Source organism: Deltaproteobacteria bacterium (genome assembly GCA_009930495.1).
Classification (GTDB): Bacteria; Desulfobacterota; Desulfovibrionia; order Desulfovibrionales; family Desulfomicrobiaceae; genus Desulfomicrobium.
The window spans coordinates 1-17,694 of record RZYB01000043.1; the positions used below are offsets into that span (position 1 = coordinate 1).

Genomic DNA, 17,694 nt, shown 5'->3' on the forward strand with positions numbered 1-17,694 from the left:
AGAAAGGGCTCGTCCAGCTCGCCAACCTGTTCCAGGCGCACGCCCTGGGCCCAGGTATGGCCATGGATGATCCACGGCTTGCGGCCAGCCTCGCGCACAAACTCGAACGCGCCAACAATGGCGAACCCGGCCACGAGCAGAATACCGGCCACGACCATGCGCGGACCGCGCGGCAGACGCAGGGCCATGACCAGACTCCCGGCCATGACGACCACCGAAGCTACGGGCAGAATCTTGAAATACGGCGTGATTTCCTGGGATTTCTGGGTGATGAAGGCGTGGACGTCGGCCGGGAGCACGCTCAGATACCACCACCCGGCCAAAAGCATGAGTGGCAGGGAAATCATCGCCCACGACGCGCACATGCGCATGGCCAGGGTCCGCGTGGCCTCGCCTGGAATGCGCAGGGCGGTCAGAAAGCCAAACAGCCCGGCCAGCATGAACGCCATCAGGGACCGAAAAACCAGGGACGGCCAAAAGGTCGGATTGAAAAAGCCGTCCCAAAAATTCTCCGTGGTCAACCAGTCACCCGGAGTGAGCATGAAGCCGATAACCCCGTTGATGATGAACAGCGACAGCCAGGCAAACAAAAAATAAAGCCAGCCCACGACCATGTGATCGCGAGGCTTCATCCGTTGAAACGAATAATGGTAGATAAGCAGGGCCACGATTTCGCCGATGAAAAAAACCCACTCCGTGGCCCATCCCCAGACGAAAATATGGATCAGGCTCGACGTCGCGGCCGGGGCGAGCACGGAAATGATAAACCAAATCCCCACACCGGAAATACCGCCAAAGACCATGGTCAACAGCAGAAAAAACCAGGTATGGCCGCGCACGAATTCCAACAATTCCGATGAATTTTCCCGTCTTGCCCGGGACTCGGTCAGGACCAGGAACAAGCCGCCGCCCACGGCGAAATGGGACACGAAGACATGGGTCGTGGCAATAAGGGCAATCCAGAATCCCCCGGCCAAGGTCGAAAGCTGCCAAACAGGATATTCCATGGTTTAGATCCCTCCCCCGGCTTTGCGATGCAATGAAAACATGTACGCGATGCCCCCAAGACCAGCCGCGAAGCTGACCAGAAAAAGCACGAGGGAGCCGTATTGCCCGGTCACTTCCAACGTGGACGGATGGAAATAGGGTTTGAGATAGGCCATCCGCAGAAGGTCGCGCATCCCGACCATGACCAGCACCGTCGCGACCAAGGCCCCCACCGATCCCCAAACCCGGCCGGAAAAACCCATGACCAAAATAGCCACGGTTCCAATCAATCCAGCCACGAAGACAGCCGTGTACAGCGTGTTTCCGCCCATGAACAACAACATTATCTCGCGCGGCAAGGTCAGCAGCCACCACAGACCAATGCCGACCTGGACCAGACTGGCCACGGAGAACCACTTCATCCCCCGGCGCACCCGCGATGCGGCGTGTTGGTCCGAACCCTGGGCGCGGTGATTGAGCGCCGCGACAAACAGGCCACCCCCGGCCAGGGATGCGAACACGAAATGCAGCCAACGCGGCAGCAACGTGGGATCGCCGAGGTTCAGAATCGTCCCCCGGGCATTGAAGAAATACTGGCTCCAGGCCTCGGGTCGGACCATGAGCGACATGACGTTGGTCAGGATAAAACTGGTGAGGAGCAAGCCGCCCACGGCCAGCGGCAGGGGAAGACCGGCCGGCCCGCCGAACAGTCCCCGCTTGGCCCGTCCGGCATGGACATAGAGCAGACCGTAGGAGACCATGACCACGACCACCAGCAGCATCCAGTACACGGCCGAAAGCACGGCCGCGCTGTACAAAAACTGCCCATAAAGCACCTGCAAAAAAAGCAGGGGCGGCACGCCCAGGTTCACGGTCAGCGCCAAGGTGGTCGGCAGCCGTTTGGCCAGCTCCGCGCCGGGCCCTTGCGGTGGGCGGCCGCCGAACAAGGCCAACACCGCCCCTCCCAACAATGCATTCATGAGCAGAAGATGGCAGGCGAAGGTCACCAGCAGAAAAAATTCAAACCACCCCCAAGCCACCGGGATGGTATCGGGCGAAGGGATAAGCGCCGCGGGATCCATGAATTGCCTCCTTGATCGGGGTGATTGATGCCTCCAAACCTAACATCGACATCTTTCCCGTGGCAAGTCCGGCTCGCGTAACATCTTGATTCCGTTCCCACGAACTCCCGTCCGAATATACCTGGTCTGGGTCGGCGCGGACGGAGCCGGCCCAACCCCGCTCTTGTCTTTCAAAAAACCTGATGACAAGGTGCCCCGCGATGAACTTCCACCCTGTCCAACCCACGCCACCCACGGCCAACCCCCGCGCAGGTATTTCGTGAAAGCACCCTTTTCCGTTTCCCATCCGATTCTGGCCGGGCTGAGCTACTGCGCGGCCCTGATTCTTTACTGCGGGGCCATGCCCCTGGTGTATGCCGGTCATCCGTTCTGGATTGCCGAAGGGCCGCTACCACCGTCACACCTGGTTCCGGCCCTGGCCATGGCCCCGCTTGGCCTTGTCTGCGCCTGGACGCTTTGCCTCGTGGCCACGGGGCATCGTCCCACCATCGGGCAGAGCCTGCTCGACATGCTCGTTCCCACGGTACTGACCCTGGCCAGCCACCGCGAAATACTCATTTGGCAAGCCCCGACGCACTGGATGGACCTGCTGACCCTAAGCCCCATCTGCGCCACGTTCATGGCCCTGGCCCATATTTCTCTTCTCACCGTGTCCATGGCCAAAAATGGGCGCCACCCGTCCGCCGTGGCCCAGACATGTCTTCTGATGAGCCCGTTTTTGTTCAACTGGCTCCTGCTTCTCCAAACACCGTCCCTGCTCCAGACCCTGGGCGCGCCGTGGACCGATACCTCGATCTTCGGCCCACGGGGCAGCGAACTTGCCGGAAGGGTTATCGTTCTTCTCGTTTTCAACATTTCCATCACCATGGGCATCAACGCCTTGTGCATCCGCGCCCTGCCGCGCGGAGCGCGGCCCTATCTGCTCCCGGTGGCCTGCGCCTTCTACGCGGGCCTGACTCCGCTCATCGCCGACCTGGGAGCAACCCCGGAAGTTGCCGCCCTGCCCGCGCCCCTGGGAGCCATTGTCGCCACGCTGACCGTGGCCGCGGCCCAAGCCGGCCTTTGGGGGGAAACCTTTCTCATGACCGGCCTGCTCATGGACGCCCTGAAAGGCCGCAGACCGACAGGATACTGGGGCATGCACTATTATCGCGAAGGGTTGGGCAAGGGAGCGGCCTACAGCGCCCTTTTCCTGGGCCTGCTCTTTGTGGTGCAATTCCTGGGCTCATCCAACCTGTTCCTGGCCGCCCATCTGGTCCAGCCACTGCTTGTGTCCCTGCTCCTGGGCACGGCCGCCATGCCTTTGGCCAAAACCATCCTTGAATCCTTTGACGGCAGCCGCCCCTTCTTCATCCGTCTGGCCAACAGCTACCGCGAGCCCCGGCTCTACGCGCGCGGCGCGATCCTGGGCCTGGGATTATACCTGATGCCCCTGGCCGTCTTCATCCACAAGGATGAAGGCACACGCTTTCTGCTCGGCGTCCTGCTTGGAGCCATGACCCATGGCGGCGCGAATCTGATTCTTGATGGAATCGACATCGTCCGGGGCCCGCGCATGCGTCTGCAATCCTGGCGCGTCTATTTGACCGGCGCCCTTCTGGGGGGATTCGTGGGCGGGGCCATCGCCTGGTACCTGGACCCAAGCCAGACAGCCGTCATCGTGAACAAGTTCCAGCTCTACACGACGCTGCACCAGGCCGGAGCCACGGATTACGTCATCTATCCATTGTTCAGCAAATGGGGCGCCATGAACCTTGGGCCACACACGGGCAGCGCGCGCATTCTCTTCAACGAATCCGTGTCCGGGGTGATCAACTGGTCCCTGGCCGCGCCCCTGTTCAGCGTGAATCTCTTTTTCCTGACCGCCCTCTTCACCCGCAGCCTGACACCCATCCGCATGCTGGCCAGCCGCGACGGCATGATCGCCGTGGCCGAACAGACCGTGCGCGTGCTGCGTTGGGGATTGTGGATGGCCCCGGTCATCTATTCCCTGCTGCGCATCTCCCCGGACCCGACATGGTACAACCAGGATGGAGCCATCCGCACCCTGGCCGCCATCTGGCAGAGCATCGCCCTCACGCCCGAGGCCTTTCGCGGCTGGAGCATCCAGACCTTCATGTATCTGCTGGCCTACGACTGGTTCCGCATCCTCATCTGGCTGGATCACATGGGCCTGCGCGTGGCCACCCTGGTCAACCTGTCCTTTGTCGGCGGCGACGCGCTGGACGAGCTCCTGGCCCGATTCCAGGGACATCCCGGTCGGACCCGCTGCATCCCCGAGGCCCTGCGCCGCTTTGCCACCTGGGCGCCGCTACTTATTCCGTTTTTCCTGCCCATGGGCGCGGACTGGGGCTATGTCTGGGACACGGCCGAATCCATCCAAAAAACCGGCCAGGGGCAGGCCTCTCCATTGGCCGTGCTGGTGGTTCTCTTTCTGATCGGCGGGACCATCACGGCCCTGGTCAGCCGCGCCAGAGCCAAACGGCAGGCAAAGCCGCGAGCCAACATCGGCCTGGCCTGCGGACTGGACAGGCCGGGCTACTGTCCGCCGGATGAAATCATTCTGCATAACGGTGTCTACACCGTGATCCAGGGGCGCGACGGCCGGGGCTACAGCCGGGTCTTCAGCGCCGTGCGCCACGGCCGGGAATACGACCTGACCAACCGCCCGGTTTCCCGCGCCCACAGCGTCGGTAAATTCCTGTACCTGCACGAGGACGGGGCCGCGCCCTGGACTCTGGGCTGCCGACCCATCCGTCGTCGGGACGTGAACGTCTGCGTCGAATCCACCGGCCCGCTTTCACTCCGCATGACCGGGTCCTGCCAGGGAATCACGGTCCGGGCCGACATCAGCCTGCTCCCGGACAAAACCGTCGAGCTCTGTCGGGTACGCCTGACCAACACGGCCAAACATCCCCGTCAGCTGGAATTAACCTCGTATCGGGAAATCTGCCTGAACGACCCCAATCCGCAGCTGCGCCACCCTTTCTACAACCGGCAGCACATCGCGACGTGGTTCGTGCCCGAACTTACGGCCATTCTCGGACGCAATCGCATCCTCAAAACCGATGCGGCCAAAGCGCAAAACCTGCGTCCCTCGCCGGAGGTCTATCTGCATGCCGCGCACATTCCCGCCGACCAGACTCATGTCCGCGTAATCGGATATGAGGACAATCGGGGAAAATTTATTGGCGACACCACGCTGCACGACCCAGAGGGACTGGTCGGTCCGACCCGCGCCCTGGACGACCGCGACCTGCGCTACACCTTCGATCCCATCGCCAGCCTGCGCCTGGGTGTCCGCCTTGAACCCGGCCAGTCCGCCGAGTTCCTCCTTCTGGACGGTTACGCCCCCTCGGCCGAGGATGGCGCGCGCCAGATCCAGGAACTGTTCCATCTGCCCGAGACGCCCATCGTCCACCCAACAGTCCCGGCCGGACCGTCCCGAGACATCCAGGAGCCAAGCCTGGAAGCCATGCTCCGGCCCCCCGTCAGCGAAACCTTCCGCTTTTCCGACACCGGCGAGGAACTGCACCTTGGCTGGAAGACTCCACGCCGCTGGGCGCATCTGATGACCAACGAGCTGGGTTACGGTCTGCTGGCCACCAATGACGGGGCCCTGTCCTCCTTCATGGGCAATTCCCAACAAAACGCCCTGACACCCTTTGCTCCGGATTCCATGAGCGTTCAGACCCCCGGCCAGATATTCTACCTCAAGGACATTGCCACCGGCGAAATCTTCTCCCCGACCTATGTTCCCTTCCGGGACAAAACCGCCACGCATGACGTCACCTTCGGCCTGGGGCACTGCGTGTTCCGCATGCGCCGGGGTTACATAGACACCGAGCTGACCGCCTTTGTCCTGCCGGACCAACCCGTGGAGGCCCGGCTGCTGCGCATCCGCAACGCATCATCGACGCCCAAGACCTATGTCGTGACCTTTTGCGCCCAGATCGTCCTGGCCGAGGTGCCCGTGGACTCCATCGGTCAGATCGAAACCGACACCGACGCCAAGCTCGGCGCGCTCTTCTTCAACCGGCCGGAAAACCGTTACCATCAGGGATGGGCCTTCGTGGCCTCCAGTCTGCCGGTATGCGCCTCGGAAACCAGCCTGAACCGCTTCCTGGGCGAAGGGCGCGACTTCTCGGACCCTTGCATGGTCATCTGCGGCGGCCCGGACCCCGACCAGGACGACGACGGCTACCGTGTGGCCGCCCTGTCCGGGACCATCACTGTCCCGGCCGGTGGCGAGGCCCGCATGCATGTCCTCATCGGACAGGACCGGACCATCCAATCCTGCCGGGAACGCATCCGCGCCCTGGCCGCCGACGACAGCCTCGATACGGCCCTGGCCCACACAAAAGCGTGGTGGCGCTCTGTCCTTGGTGTCATCCGCGTGGACACGGACAGCCCGGCCTTCGATCGGCTGGTCAACTGCTGGCTGCCCTACCAGATCCTCAACGCCAGGCTCTGGGGCCGTCTGGGACCGCACCAACGCAGCGGGGCCTATGGTTTCCGCGACCAGCTCCAGGACGTGCTGCCCCTCGTTTATCTGCGGCCAGACCAGGCCAGGGCCCAAATTCTGCTCCACGCCGGACAGCAATTCCACGAAGGCGACGTCTTGCAGTGGTGGCACAAAACCTGGGATGGCAAGACCGGCCTGGGCATGCGCAACCGGGCCTCGGACCCGCATCTCTGGCTGCCCTATCTGACCTGCCGCTACGTGGAGGCCAGCGGCGATCGCTCCATCCTGGATGAACGCATCGCCTACCTGGAAGGCAGGTCCATCCCTCATGGCGAGGAGGGCATCGCCTTTGTGCCGCGCCCGTCCAGGGACGACGCGACCCTGTACGCCCATTGTCTGCGCGCCCTGAACACCAGCCTGAACCGTCTGGGCAAAAACGGCCTCCCGCTCATGGGCGCGCATGACTGGAATGACGGATTGAGCGCCGTGGGCGTGGACGGCACGGGCACCAGCGTCTGGCTGGGCTTTTTCCTGCACGACGTGCTGCGGACCATGATCCCGCTCATAGAGGAACGCGACGGACGGGACATGGCGCAAAAATTCACGGCCAAGGCCGAGCGCCTGCGCCTTGCCCTGGCCAGACAATGGCGCGACGACCATTTCATCCGGGCCGTGACCGATAACGGCGAGGCGCTCGACTATGCCGACGCCCTGTGTTCGGCCTGGCCACTGCTATCCAAAGCCACGGACCGTGACCACGGCCAGACCGCCTTGGTCTCCGGCCTGAAGCAGCTGGAAAAAAACAACCTGGCCCTGCTCCTGTCCCCATGGTTCGACGAAAACGCAACACCTTACCCCGGCCGCATCGCGGACTATCCTCCAGGAGTACGCGAAAACGGAGCCCAGTATTCCCATGGCGCGTCCTGGCTGGTGGACGCCCTGGCCGAGCTGGCCCACATCGAGGCCCAGACTGGAGACGCGACCCAAGCCAAGGACTGGCGCGAACAGGCCCTGCGGGTCTGGCTCAAAATCTCGCCCCTGGCCCACACCCTGCCCGACGAGCTGGAAACCTACGGTTTGCCCCCACATCAGCAGCCGGCGGACATCTTCCACGGACCGGGCTACGAAGGCCGGGGTGGCTGGAGCTGGTACACCGGCGCGGCCGCACGCATGCTCTGGGCCGCGTATCGCATGCTCGGCATCGGCCTGCGCGGTGGGCGTCCTGAAATCAGCCCAACCCTGCTTGAAGCCCAAGGCGCCCTCAAGGTCCAACAGGTCCGGGTGCACGGAGTGACGGTGTTCAGCGCACACCACGCGGAGGAAACCGATGGGGAATAACCACGACGGCCCGGCCCTAAAACCAGGCAGGTACCGTCATTTCAAGGGCAGGGAGTACGAAGTGCTCGGCGTGGCCCGGCACAGCGAAGGCCAGGAGGACATGGTCGTGTACAGACCGCTGTATGGCGATTCCGGTCTGTGGGTCCGACCCCTGTCCATGTTCGTGGAGGAGGTGGAGCGCGGCGGCGTCCGGCAACCGCGCTTCCGCTTTGTCGGCGGGGAAGAGAAATAAGAAGTCCGGCGGGCAGGGGACACGTCCCCTGCACCCCTTTGGTTGGAGACTATCCGAGTTTGGCGTAGATATCCCGGGCACGTCCCGGAAAATCCGTGATCACGCCCGTGGCCCCTTCCCGGGCCAGCCAGATCAGCTGCTCGGGGGTGTTCACGGTATAGACGTTGACGACGAACCCGCTCGATGTGAATTCACGGATCAAACCGGGCCGAAGGCCGCGCACGGCCGGATGAAGAGCCGTTGCCCCAAGGTCGCGCAAGGCGCCCATGATGCGCTCGACCGGAGCCTGCATGGCCGTGGTGTCGAGCAAGAGGCCAACCGGCACCTCTGGGCAAAATTCATGAAAAAGGCTCACCGAGGCGGCTCGAAAGGACGACACGCACACCCGTCCCGCCCAACCCGACTCCCGGATACGCTTCGCCGTGGCCCGGACCAAGCCATCATCATCCCCGCCCAATTGGTCCTTGATCTCGACATTGACGGCAAGACCGGCCTCCCGGCTCCAGGCCAGGGCCTCGGCCAGAGTCGGCAAAAGCTCGCCCCTAAAGGCGGACAGTTCCCGATTACCGACCGTGCCATCGGCGATGGTCCCGAACGGATCTCGGCGGGCGAACCAACTCCCGGCATCCAGGGCGCGCAGTTCAGCCAGGGTCAAACGGCCGACGACCTGATCCCGACGCGGAAAACTCCGAGTCTTGACGTCTGTTGTCCGGCGCAGCCCATGGTCGTGAATGACCACGACCTGCCCATCCTGGCTCAAATGGACATCCAACTCCCAACCAAAAGCCCCCTGACCCAAAGCGGCATGCGCCGCGGCCATGGTGTTTTCCGGGGCCACGGACCGTGCGCCGCGATGGGCCCAAACCAGGGGCTGGGTCATAATCACTCCTTTTTCCGCACCAAGCGGGGCTTGCTCCCATCCTGGGGGCCGATGATGCCATCCATTTCCATCTGCTCGATGAACCTGGCCGCGCGATTGAAGCCAATACGCAGGCGACGCTGGATCATGGAAATGGACGCGCGCCCCTGTTCGGTCACAAAGTCGATGGCCTCGCCGTATTTGGGATCGTCGAGCACGTCGCTCGCGCCAGCCCCGCCGTCCGCGCCACCGCCTTCGCCGCCAGTGTTCCACTCCGTGAAATCAAGGTCAAACCGCTGCGGCCGCTGCTTTTCCCAGAATCCGACCACGCGGGCGATCTCGTCGTCCCCGACAAAAGCCCCATGTATGCGCTGCATGCCGCCACCACTCAATTTGAAAAGCATGTCCCCCTGTCCAAGAAGGTGCTCGGCCCCGACTCCGTCCAGGATGGTCCGGGAATCGTGCTTGGAGCTGACCTGAAAAGCGATACGCGAGGGGAAATTAGCCTTGATGATGCCCGTGACCACGTCCACCGACGGACGCTGCGTGGCCAGGATAAGATGGATGCCCGAAGCCCTGGCCAGCTGGGCCAAACGGACGATGCTGCCTTCCACTTCCTTGGCCGCCGTCATCATCAGATCGGCCAGTTCGTCGATGACGATGACCAGATAGGGAAAGGGCTTCAGGTCGCGCAGCTCCTCGGGCCGGTTCTCGCCCAGTTCGGCCAGCTTCTGATTATACGTTGTGATATGCCGTACCCCCGTCTTGGCCATGGCCTCGTAACGCTGCTCCATTTCGTACACAGCCCATTCCAGGGCATTCTTGGCCAGATTCATGTCCGTGACCACGGGGTGAACCAGATGCGGCAAGGTGCCGTACACGGCAAGCTCGATGCGCTTGGGGTCCACCAGAAGCAGTTTCACATGCTCCGGATCATGCTTGTATACGAGGCTTAAAAGCAGACAATTCAGGCACACGGATTTGCCCGCGCCCGTGGCACCGGCCACGAGCATGTGCGGCATCTTGGCCAGATCGGCGATTCGTGACGCGCCCTGGATATCCTTGCCCAAGGCCAGGGGCAGCTGTCCCTTGGTGTCGGCGAAGGCCGGGTCGTCGAGAATCTCACGCAGATACACGGTCTGGCGCTGCTCGTTGGGAATTTCGATGCCCACGGTATCCCTGCCCGGCAAGGGCGCGACAATGCGCACGGCCCGAGCCTTGAGGGCCAGGGCCAGATCGTCCCCCATGCCCGCGATGCGGCTGACCTTGATACCGGGCGCGGGCTTGAATTCGAACATGGTGATGACCGGGCCGGGCTGCACGCCCTGGACATCGCCTTGAATACCAAAATCGGCAAAACACGCTGTCAGGGCTTGAGACTGCTTCTCCAAAACCGATTTGGACACGTTTATCCGGGAAGCCGGGACCGAAGCCAGCAAATCCAGGGGCGGCAGCGTCCCTGGGCGGATTGGTGGATCAATCGCCGCATTGCGCTGTTCGCGCTTGAGTACCGGCTTGGGGGCGGTCACGGGACGGGCTTCGACCGGGCCACCGCCCCCCCCCGTGTCCGGCGTGACGGGCTCCGCCATGCTCTTCGGACCACGCACGGCCTTGGCGCCTTTGGTTTCGGGTTTCTTTTCCGCCTCCAGCCCAGCGTGGCCCAGGCCACGAGGCCAGGAACGCGCCCCAGACAAAAACCGCCCCGACTGCGCGACCACGGCCCTGTACGACATGCCCATGACCAGCTGCACCGCGATGAGCGTCAAACAAACGGCAACCAACAAAAACCCGCATTCCCCCAGGCTATGCACGAAAAAACCATGTAGGCTCCGACCCACGAAACCGCCGCCGCCCATCCCGGATGTCGTCCAGCCCAGCCATGGCGTCACCTGCTCAAGCCACAACGGAAGAAGTAGCGCAAACAACAGTGCTCCAGTCCATCGCCACCATCGCGGCCGGAACATGGGAAAAAAAAGCATCCCCGCGCCAACGGCCAGGAACACCGGCCACAACCACGCCGCGCCACCGCACAGATCCACGAGCCCGCCCGCGACATAGGCGCCCAATGTTCCGACCAGATTACGCGTGACGTGGTCGGCCATGGCCTGATGGTTGAAACTCGGATCGGCCGGGGAAAAGGAGTACAGGGACAATGTGACCAGGGCCAAACAGCAGACAAAAAGAAGAGCGAAAATTTCCCGGACCAGCTTGTTTCCATCGGTGATCATGTGGGCATCCCATGCGCACCAAAAACGAAAGGCCATAGAGCGCTCTCCATGGCCTTTCGTTCCGTGCGTCCAGATAAACTATTCGCGGCCGAGATATTCGCCCGTGTCGGTATTGATCTTGATCTTGGTTCCAGTCTCGACGAACAAGGGAACGTTGACCACCAATCCCGTCTCCAGCTTCGCGGGCTTGGTCGCGCCGGTGACCGTGTCGCCCTTGATGCCAGGATCGGTTTCAACCACTTCCAGGATCACGGAGCCGGCCATTTCCAAATCCAGGGGGCGTCCTTGGTACAGCATGACCTTGTAGGCGGTGGCCTCTTTGAGAAAACCGCCCTTGTCTCCGACGATATCCGAGGGAATGGAAATTTGGTCGTAGGTGGTCATGTCCATGAAGGCGTACCCATCACCTTCATTGTAGAGATACTGCATTTCCCGCACCTCGATATCGGGCTTGGGAAACTTGATGCCGGAGCGAAAATTCTGCTCGACAACGGACCCGGTGATCAGATTGCGGTACTTGGTGCGCATGAACGCGCCGCCCTTTCCCGGCTTGAAATGATTACACTCCAGAATTTCACAAGGAGCGCCGTCGATTTCGATCTTCTTGCCTTTTTTGAACTCACTTGTAGGTAGCATTCGGTCTTGGTTCCTCCAATAAAATATCCCAGAGACCTAGACGGATCACGGCTTGGCCAGATGTTGTCTAAGCGCCTGAACTGCGAGCGCATAGCTCATAATGCCAAAACCGGCAATAGCCCCGATACAGTGGCGCGCGATAAGGCTCGTGTGGCGCAGGCTGGTGCTCCGGGCGTGCACGTTGCTCAAATGCACTTCCACGCACGGAATCTTGATCCAGGCCAGACAATCGGCCAGGGCCAGACTGGTATGGGTGAACGCGCCAGCGTTGAGCACCAGGCCTTCGACTTTGTCCTTCCAGGCCTGTTCCAAGCGATCGATAAGCGCCCCTTCGGAATTGGACTGAAACTGGGTCAAACGGATCTCGCGGGTTCCTGGTCCAAGCAACGCCTCGACCATGCCCGGCAAGGCATCCATGCCCTGCGTCCCGTAAACTTCTGGCTGACGCAGCCCAAGGTGGCCCAAATTCGGGCCGTTCATGATCAAAAAATCCATGGCTTACTTCTGTTCCTTGGGTTCCTGGACAACATCATGATGCGGCGGTTCCACCACGACCGTGTCCGGCTCCAATTCGGTGGCGGTCAAAAACGGCTCGGCTTCAAGGGCCGACAGGGTCACCGACATCAAAAACACCTTGTCCCCCGGCTCGACCTCGCGGCTGCTGGTGATCATCTCCACCGTGCACAACTGTCCGGTAGCTCCACCCTTGCCCGCGGGCTGACGCACCGTGTAGTCCATCGTGTCGATCACCTCGCCCATGCCGATCAGGCGGCAAAATCCGCTGCCGAGCTCTTGCACGGGCTCGGCGATAACGACGTAAGCGGGCAGGGAAGCCGGAGCATGGCTGTAGAGCATGGAGTAGACGATATCCGTGGACCCGGCCAAAAAGTTGCTTTCCTCGACGGTCACGATTTCCCCGCCCAGGGACAAATCACCGGCAAATCGGGCGGATACCTCAAAGCGCTGCACCAAGTCACCGGTTTCCGCGTCACGGGTCTGCGTCACCATGCCCTCTTGCGTATAGGCCCCGGCATGGGAATCCAGGGCCGTCATCCCGTCAACGGGCACGAACACGGTATCCTTGACGAGCAGTTTGTTGAAAACAGTCTGCAGTCCGATGGCGCGCGCCCTATCCCAAACCGCCTCGTCCACATCGGAGTACGTGGCCAGTTCGGCATCGCCCAGGCGTAACTCGACGACCGCGCTTTCGCTACGGACAATGGGATCGGCAATGCCCGTGGCCTCGGTCAGCTGCACATCCTTGGCACATGCGGAACCTACCAAAACCACCCCCAGCAGCATGAGCAACGCACGCATATCTTGCCTCCAATTAGTGATTGATAACCTGAGTAATTCTTTCTATCAGTGCCTGATCGACAAGTATTTCGTCAAGAACCCACACCGGGAGAATCACTGGTTTCATGCCACACAACGTGCTTTTGGAAAAGACCATCTACACCATGGATCAACTGGCCGAAATGCCCTTGCCACAACTTGCCCTGGCAGGGCGTTCCAATGTTGGAAAATCATCTCTTTTAAACAGACTGGCCGGACGTAAAAGCCTGGCCAAGACCAGCGCCACCCCAGGAAAAACACGCAGCCTGAACTTCTACCGGGTGGAGCCGGAAAACTTTTACCTGGTCGACCTGCCTGGATACGGCTACGCGCGCTGCTCCAAAACGGAACGGCAAAAATGGGCGGAACTTATCAACAGATACCTCTACAAAAACACGCGACTTTTTGCCGTGATCGCGCTGCTGGATTCCCGTATCCCGCCCCAAGCCATCGACATGGAACTCATTTCCTTTATCGGTCAACAAGGCATCGAGGTCATCCCCGTCCTCACCAAGGCCGACAAATGCAAACAACCCGTCCGCAGCGCGACTCAGGCCGCCTGGCAACGACTCCTGCACACAACCGCCAAACCCCTGCTCGTCTCCAGTCACTCGGGCATGAACATCGACAAGCTGTGGCAGCTCTTCCTGAATAAATTCGAAACCACGGCAGCTGGCGCCCCCCTGCCCACGCCCTGAACACGTTCCCGGGCCGCGTTCCAAGCCCGGCTTGACCGGGCATGCGGCCCGGAATACGGATCGAACGTTTACGAACCATACCCGGCAGGCCGCAGCGGCCCCGCCCAGCATCCCAAAAGGAGGATCAGACATGGCTGTCTTTGTGGCCGATCACCCACTCATCAAGCACAAACTTGGTCTCATGCGCAAACAAGACATCAGCACCAAGAATTTTCGGGAACTAGCATCCGAACTGGCCCGACTTCTGACCTACGAAGCCACCAAGGACCTGGAAACCGAACGCAAGACCATCCAGGGGTGGGCCGGCCCAGTGGAAGTGGACATCATCAAGGGAAAAAAGATCACGGTCGTGCCCATCTTGCGTGCCGGCCTGGGCATGCAGGATGGAGTGCTTGATCTGGTGCCCGGCGCCAAGGTCAGCGTGGTTGGGTTCTACCGCAACGAGGAAACCCTCCAGCCGGTCGAGTACTACGTCAAGCTGGCCAAAAACATCAACAAACGTATGGCCCTGATTCTCGACCCCATGCTGGCCACCGGCGGCACCCTGGACGCGACCATTCGCTGCCTCAAAAACGCCGGCTGCACCAGCATCCGAGGACTGTTTCTGGTGGCCGCGCCCGAGGGCATCAAACGTATCACCGAGACCCATCCCGACGTGGATATCTATGTCGCGGCCGTGGACGAGCGCCTGAATGAAAACGGCTACATTCTACCAGGCCTGGGCGACGCCGGTGACAAAATATTTGGCACCAAATAGTCCCTGCGCCGTATCCGGGGATTGAAGCCGGCGAGGTTCTAAAAAATTGCGTCAATAACGACAAAACGCCCGGATTGTTCCGGGCGTTTTGCTTTTCATTAACCGCCGGGGCGGCATTCAGGCTTGGGCGGCGAGCCACTCCAGGGCGACCTTCAAGTCGAGGCTGCCGGCATAAATGGCCTTGCCCGTGATAACACCGGACAAGCCCTTGCCCGCCAGGGGAAAAACAGCCCGCACGTCATCCAGGGTGGAAATTCCGCCGGCAATGAGTACCGGTTTGTCCGTCATTTCCAACAGGGCTTCCAAAGCGGGAATATTGACTCCGGACTGCATGCCGTCGCGGCTGATGTCCGTGTAGATGAAAAACGCGGCTCCCGCCGCTTCCAGGCCAGGCACGACATCGCCCACGGTCTTGCCGGCGTCTTCAACCCATCCCTTGGTTTTCAACCGGCCGTCACGAGCATCCAAGGACACGCCAATGCGTCCAGGATAGGTGACGCACAATTCCCGGAACAAATCCGGATCGTCCAGGGCCATGGTGCCGATGATGAGCCTGGTCACGCCCGCTTCAAGATACTTGCCCGCGACCTCGACGTCACGGATGCCTCCACCCAATTGAACGGGAATGGACACCGACGAACATAGCTCGCGAATCAGATCCATGTTGCGGGGTGTACCACTGAAGGCGCCATCCAGATCAATGATGTGCAACCATTTGGCGCCCATGTCTTGCCATTGCCGGGCCATGGCCACGGGGTCGTTGGAAAAAACCGTGACCTGATCCTCGATCCCCTGGCGCAGACGCACGCACTTGCCGTCCTTGATGTCGACGGCTGGAAAAATATTCACAATCCAAGCTCCTTCATGGCTTCGGCAATACCTTCGACCGCCAATTCCTCGGGAGTGAGCCAGCGGCCCTTGCGTTTGACGAACCGCTTGCCGCTGAGCAGATTTTCGGCCAGCCCCTGTTGCTCTTCCTCGAAATGGGCCCGACGCACCTGACCGGTGGCGACATCGATCAAATACAGATCCAGAGTCACGCTGGCCGGCACGTTGACTCCATATTCGCCACCATCACGGGATCGCCACTGCGTGACGTACGGCACCAACACGTAATCGACACCCAGGCACGTCCCAACCTGCCGCCAGTACTGCACGGTTTCCTGACGGTGGCGTTCCTTGGTGGCGATGACCGTTTCCTCGCAAGCCCCGACAGCGCCTTCCGAAACAAAGGGACCACCACGGGCGGTCATAAGCTGGACCATCCGCGCGTTCAGGGCTGTCAGCGCCACGTCATCGACGCGCGGCGTTTCCTCGGGCAAAACCCCGGCCATCAATTCCCAATCGTTCCGAGGACAAATAAATCCGGCCACGGCCACCGTGGACGACGGAGGCAGCGCTGGTCCGGGCCGGGTCTGCGCGCAGGCGGCCCCAAAAAGCACAAGGCAGAGGAGAAGGTAGCGCATTAGTCCAAACCTCCCTTGGTGCTCAGCACCGCGTCCCGCTCGATCCGCACGGCTTGGCGCAGGGCCAAACCCAACCCCTTGAACACGGATTCGAGCAGATGGTGACCATTTTGGCCATACAGCATGCGCACATGCAGATTCATCGCCGCCCTGAACGCCAGGGATTTCAAAAACTCCCGCCACAAATCCTTTTCCTGGCCGGCAATGATCGGCGGCAACACGGCCTCCTCGTAGACAAGATAGGCGCGACCCGACAGATCAAGACAAACTTCCGTCCGGGCTTCATCCATGGGCACGGTGGCCCAGCCAACCCTGGCGATGCCCGCCCGGTCACCCAGGGCGGACAAGAGAGCGCCCCCCAGGCACAAGCCCACGTCCTCAAGGGAATGGTGCGCGTCAATATGCATGTCGCCGCGACAGGAAACACGCATGTCGAACCCGGCCCAATGCGCCATCAGATCGAGCATGTGATCGGCAAAGCCAAAACCGGTGTCGATCTCCGCACGCCCCGTGCCGTCCAGGTCAACGCGGATCGCGATCCGGGTTTCCCGTGTTTCCCGTTCCACAACACCAATGCGAGAATCCATGCTTCACCTCGATCAAGCCAATCTAGCGACTTTGTCGCGCCCCGTTTTCGGGCCCGTCTTCCGTCTCGGCCGGCTTGGGTTTTTTCCCAAAGGCCATGGAGACCAGAACACCGATCTCATACAACAAACACAGCGGCCCGGCCATCAAAAGCTGGGAAACCACATCCGGCGGAGTGAGCACGGCCGCGACGACAAAATTGCCCAGAATCGCGTACTTCCGATATTTACGCAGCGTCTTGTGGGTCACCACGCCCAGAGTGGACAAAAACAGCATGAACAGCGGCAGTTCAAAAATAAACCCAAAGGCGAACAGCATACTCGTGGCGAAGCTGAAATACTCCTTCACCGAGGGCATGGGTTTGATAAATTCCGTGGCGTAGCCCAGGAAAAACTGAAAACCAAACGGGAAAACAATGTAATAGCCAAAAAAAGCCCCGGTCACGAAGCACAGTGCCGAGCACAAGGCAATGGGGATAATCCACTTGCGTTCGCCTTCGTACAGACCTGGCGCGATAAACATCCAGAGCTGATAGAAAACATATGGGCTGACCAAAAAAAGACCGGCAATGGCCGCCACCTTCAAATGCGTGAAAAAGGCTTCGGGCAAACCGGTATAAATCAGCGAACCGCCAGATGGGGCCAACTGCTGGATAAGCGGCTCCATCAGCATCATGAACAGTTGCTCGGAAAATCCGTAACACGCCAGTAAACCCAAAAACGCCGCGATCAGGCACCGGGTCAGACGTGTCCGCAATTCCTCGAGATGTTCCGTGAAGGTCATCTCCTGGCCGCCTGAATCCGGCGTCGCGACCAGGGCTTCCCGCCGTCGCTCCTCGACAAAAGCCTCATCGGCCTTTTTGAGCGCGGAAGGCTCCCCGGCTGAGCCCTCCCCCTTCTCCGCCAAGGCCGCTTTTTCATCCGTTGAAGTGGCCGCGGAATCTTCTGGCGCGGCCACATCCTCTTCGGCCATGGCCGTGGCGGGCGTCACCGCGTCAGGCCGCGTCCGCTGCGGATCGACAGTTTC

General features: G+C 61.1%; 15 protein-coding genes. 4 read left to right on the forward strand and 11 right to left on the reverse strand.

The window, feature by feature from the left end:
• Both EOL86_05740 and EOL86_05745 read right to left on the reverse strand, forming a co-directional pair.
• Positions 1 to 1,007, reverse strand: a 1,007-nt coding sequence (locus tag EOL86_05740) for a cytochrome C (protein NCD25075.1), incomplete at its 3' end; no start/stop codon positions are given.
• A 3-nt stretch (positions 1,008 to 1,010) separates the two neighbouring features.
• The gene (locus tag EOL86_05745) at positions 1,011 to 2,069 is read right to left on the reverse strand and encodes a hypothetical protein (GenBank protein NCD25076.1); all 1,059 of its coding nucleotides are present in this window, start codon (positions 2,067 to 2,069) and stop codon (positions 1,011 to 1,013) included.
• Between the two features lie 259 nt (positions 2,070 to 2,328).
• On the opposite strand from EOL86_05745, the gene EOL86_05750 reads away from it, so the two are divergent.
• Positions 2,329 to 7,872 (forward strand): glycosyl transferase family 36, encoded by a 5,544-nt coding sequence (locus tag EOL86_05750; protein NCD25077.1) that lies wholly within the window; start codon positions 2,329 to 2,331, stop codon positions 7,870 to 7,872.
• A complete protein-coding gene (locus EOL86_05755) occupies positions 7,862 to 8,104 on the forward strand; it encodes a DUF1653 domain-containing protein (protein NCD25078.1) in 243 nt (80 codons plus the stop codon). Before EOL86_05750 ends, EOL86_05755 begins: the two co-directional genes overlap by 11 nt.
• A gap of 49 nt (positions 8,105 to 8,153) precedes the next feature.
• On the opposite strand, the gene EOL86_05760 is transcribed toward EOL86_05755, so the two are convergent.
• From EOL86_05760 to EOL86_05780, 5 genes are all read right to left on the reverse strand, one after another.
• Complete coding sequence (locus EOL86_05760; GenBank protein NCD25079.1) at positions 8,154 to 8,984, reverse strand: glycerophosphodiester phosphodiesterase; 831 nt, start codon at positions 8,982 to 8,984, stop codon at positions 8,154 to 8,156.
• A 2-nt stretch (positions 8,985 to 8,986) separates the two neighbouring features.
• Positions 8,987 to 11,191 carry a DNA translocase FtsK gene (locus EOL86_05765; protein NCD25080.1) on the reverse strand — a complete coding sequence of 735 codons (2,205 nt, stop codon included), beginning with the start codon at positions 11,189 to 11,191 and terminating at the stop codon, positions 8,987 to 8,989.
• A 78-nt stretch (positions 11,192 to 11,269) separates the two neighbouring features.
• Positions 11,270 to 11,827 carry an elongation factor P gene (efp, locus tag EOL86_05770; GenBank protein NCD25081.1) on the reverse strand — a complete coding sequence of 186 codons (558 nt, stop codon included), beginning with the start codon at positions 11,825 to 11,827 and terminating at the stop codon, positions 11,270 to 11,272.
• 45 nt (positions 11,828 to 11,872) lie between these two features.
• Complete coding sequence (locus tag EOL86_05775; GenBank protein NCD25082.1) at positions 11,873 to 12,322, reverse strand: 3-dehydroquinate dehydratase; 450 nt, start codon at positions 12,320 to 12,322, stop codon at positions 11,873 to 11,875.
• A gap of 3 nt (positions 12,323 to 12,325) precedes the next feature.
• Positions 12,326 to 13,144 (reverse strand): hypothetical protein, encoded by an 819-nt coding sequence (locus EOL86_05780; protein NCD25083.1) that lies wholly within the window; start codon positions 13,142 to 13,144, stop codon positions 12,326 to 12,328.
• A 104-nt stretch (positions 13,145 to 13,248) separates the two neighbouring features.
• Between EOL86_05780 and EOL86_05785 the strand changes: the two genes are divergently transcribed.
• Both EOL86_05785 and EOL86_05790 read left to right on the forward strand, forming a co-directional pair.
• The gene (locus EOL86_05785; protein NCD25084.1) at positions 13,249 to 13,860 is read left to right on the forward strand and encodes a YihA family ribosome biogenesis GTP-binding protein; all 612 of its coding nucleotides are present in this window, start codon (positions 13,249 to 13,251) and stop codon (positions 13,858 to 13,860) included.
• Positions 13,861 to 13,990: 130 nt separating this feature from the next.
• Positions 13,991 to 14,617 (forward strand): uracil phosphoribosyltransferase, encoded by a 627-nt coding sequence (locus EOL86_05790; GenBank protein NCD25085.1) that lies wholly within the window; start codon positions 13,991 to 13,993, stop codon positions 14,615 to 14,617.
• A 117-nt stretch (positions 14,618 to 14,734) separates the two neighbouring features.
• On the opposite strand, the gene hisA is transcribed toward EOL86_05790, so the two are convergent.
• Genes hisA through tatC form a run of 4 tightly spaced genes read right to left on the reverse strand, consistent with a single transcriptional unit; the run spans position 14,735 to position 17,451 of the window.
• Positions 14,735 to 15,466 (reverse strand): 1-(5-phosphoribosyl)-5-[(5-phosphoribosylamino)methylideneamino]imidazole-4-carboxamide isomerase, encoded by a 732-nt coding sequence (gene hisA, locus EOL86_05795; protein NCD25086.1) that lies wholly within the window; start codon positions 15,464 to 15,466, stop codon positions 14,735 to 14,737.
• Entirely contained in the window at positions 15,463 to 16,083 is a 621-nt protein-coding gene (locus EOL86_05800; protein NCD25087.1) for a hypothetical protein, read from the reverse strand. Before EOL86_05800 ends, hisA begins: the two co-directional genes overlap by 4 nt.
• The gene (gene hisB, locus EOL86_05805; GenBank protein NCD25088.1) at positions 16,083 to 16,670 is read right to left on the reverse strand and encodes an imidazoleglycerol-phosphate dehydratase HisB; all 588 of its coding nucleotides are present in this window, start codon (positions 16,668 to 16,670) and stop codon (positions 16,083 to 16,085) included. Before hisB ends, EOL86_05800 begins: the two co-directional genes overlap by 1 nt.
• 22 nt (positions 16,671 to 16,692) lie before the next feature.
• Positions 16,693 to 17,451: a twin-arginine translocase subunit TatC gene (tatC, locus tag EOL86_05810; protein NCD25089.1), complete on the reverse strand. Its 759-nt coding sequence runs from the start codon at positions 17,449 to 17,451 to the stop codon at positions 16,693 to 16,695.
• Between the last annotated feature and the right edge of the window lie 243 nt (positions 17,452 to 17,694).

Excerpts from the sequence above, each read along its gene's own strand:
- EOL86_05765 (NCD25080.1), bottom strand. The coding sequence starts at position 11,191 with ATGATCACCGATGGAAACAAGCTGGTCCGGGAAATTTTCGCTCTTCTT.
- EOL86_05760 (NCD25079.1), bottom strand. The coding sequence starts at position 8,984 with ATGACCCAGCCCCTGGTTTGGGCCCATCGCGGCGCACGGTCCGTGGCC.
- EOL86_05785 (NCD25084.1), top strand. The coding sequence starts at position 13,249 with ATGCCACACAACGTGCTTTTGGAAAAGACCATCTACACCATGGATCAA.
- EOL86_05775 (NCD25082.1), bottom strand. The coding sequence starts at position 12,322 with ATGGATTTTTTGATCATGAACGGCCCGAATTTGGGCCACCTTGGGCTG.
- EOL86_05780 (NCD25083.1), bottom strand. The coding sequence starts at position 13,144 with ATGCGTGCGTTGCTCATGCTGCTGGGGGTGGTTTTGGTAGGTTCCGCA.
- EOL86_05745 (NCD25076.1), bottom strand. The coding sequence starts at position 2,069 with ATGGATCCCGCGGCGCTTATCCCTTCGCCCGATACCATCCCGGTGGCT.
- tatC (NCD25089.1), bottom strand. The coding sequence starts at position 17,451 with ATGACCTTCACGGAACATCTCGAGGAATTGCGGACACGTCTGACCCGG.
- efp (NCD25081.1), bottom strand. The coding sequence starts at position 11,827 with ATGCTACCTACAAGTGAGTTCAAAAAAGGCAAGAAGATCGAAATCGAC.
- EOL86_05800 (NCD25087.1), bottom strand. The coding sequence starts at position 16,083 with ATGCGCTACCTTCTCCTCTGCCTTGTGCTTTTTGGGGCCGCCTGCGCG.
- EOL86_05790 (NCD25085.1), top strand. The coding sequence starts at position 13,991 with ATGGCTGTCTTTGTGGCCGATCACCCACTCATCAAGCACAAACTTGGT.
- EOL86_05755 (NCD25078.1), top strand. The coding sequence starts at position 7,862 with ATGGGGAATAACCACGACGGCCCGGCCCTAAAACCAGGCAGGTACCGT.
- hisB (NCD25088.1), bottom strand. The coding sequence starts at position 16,670 with ATGGATTCTCGCATTGGTGTTGTGGAACGGGAAACACGGGAAACCCGG.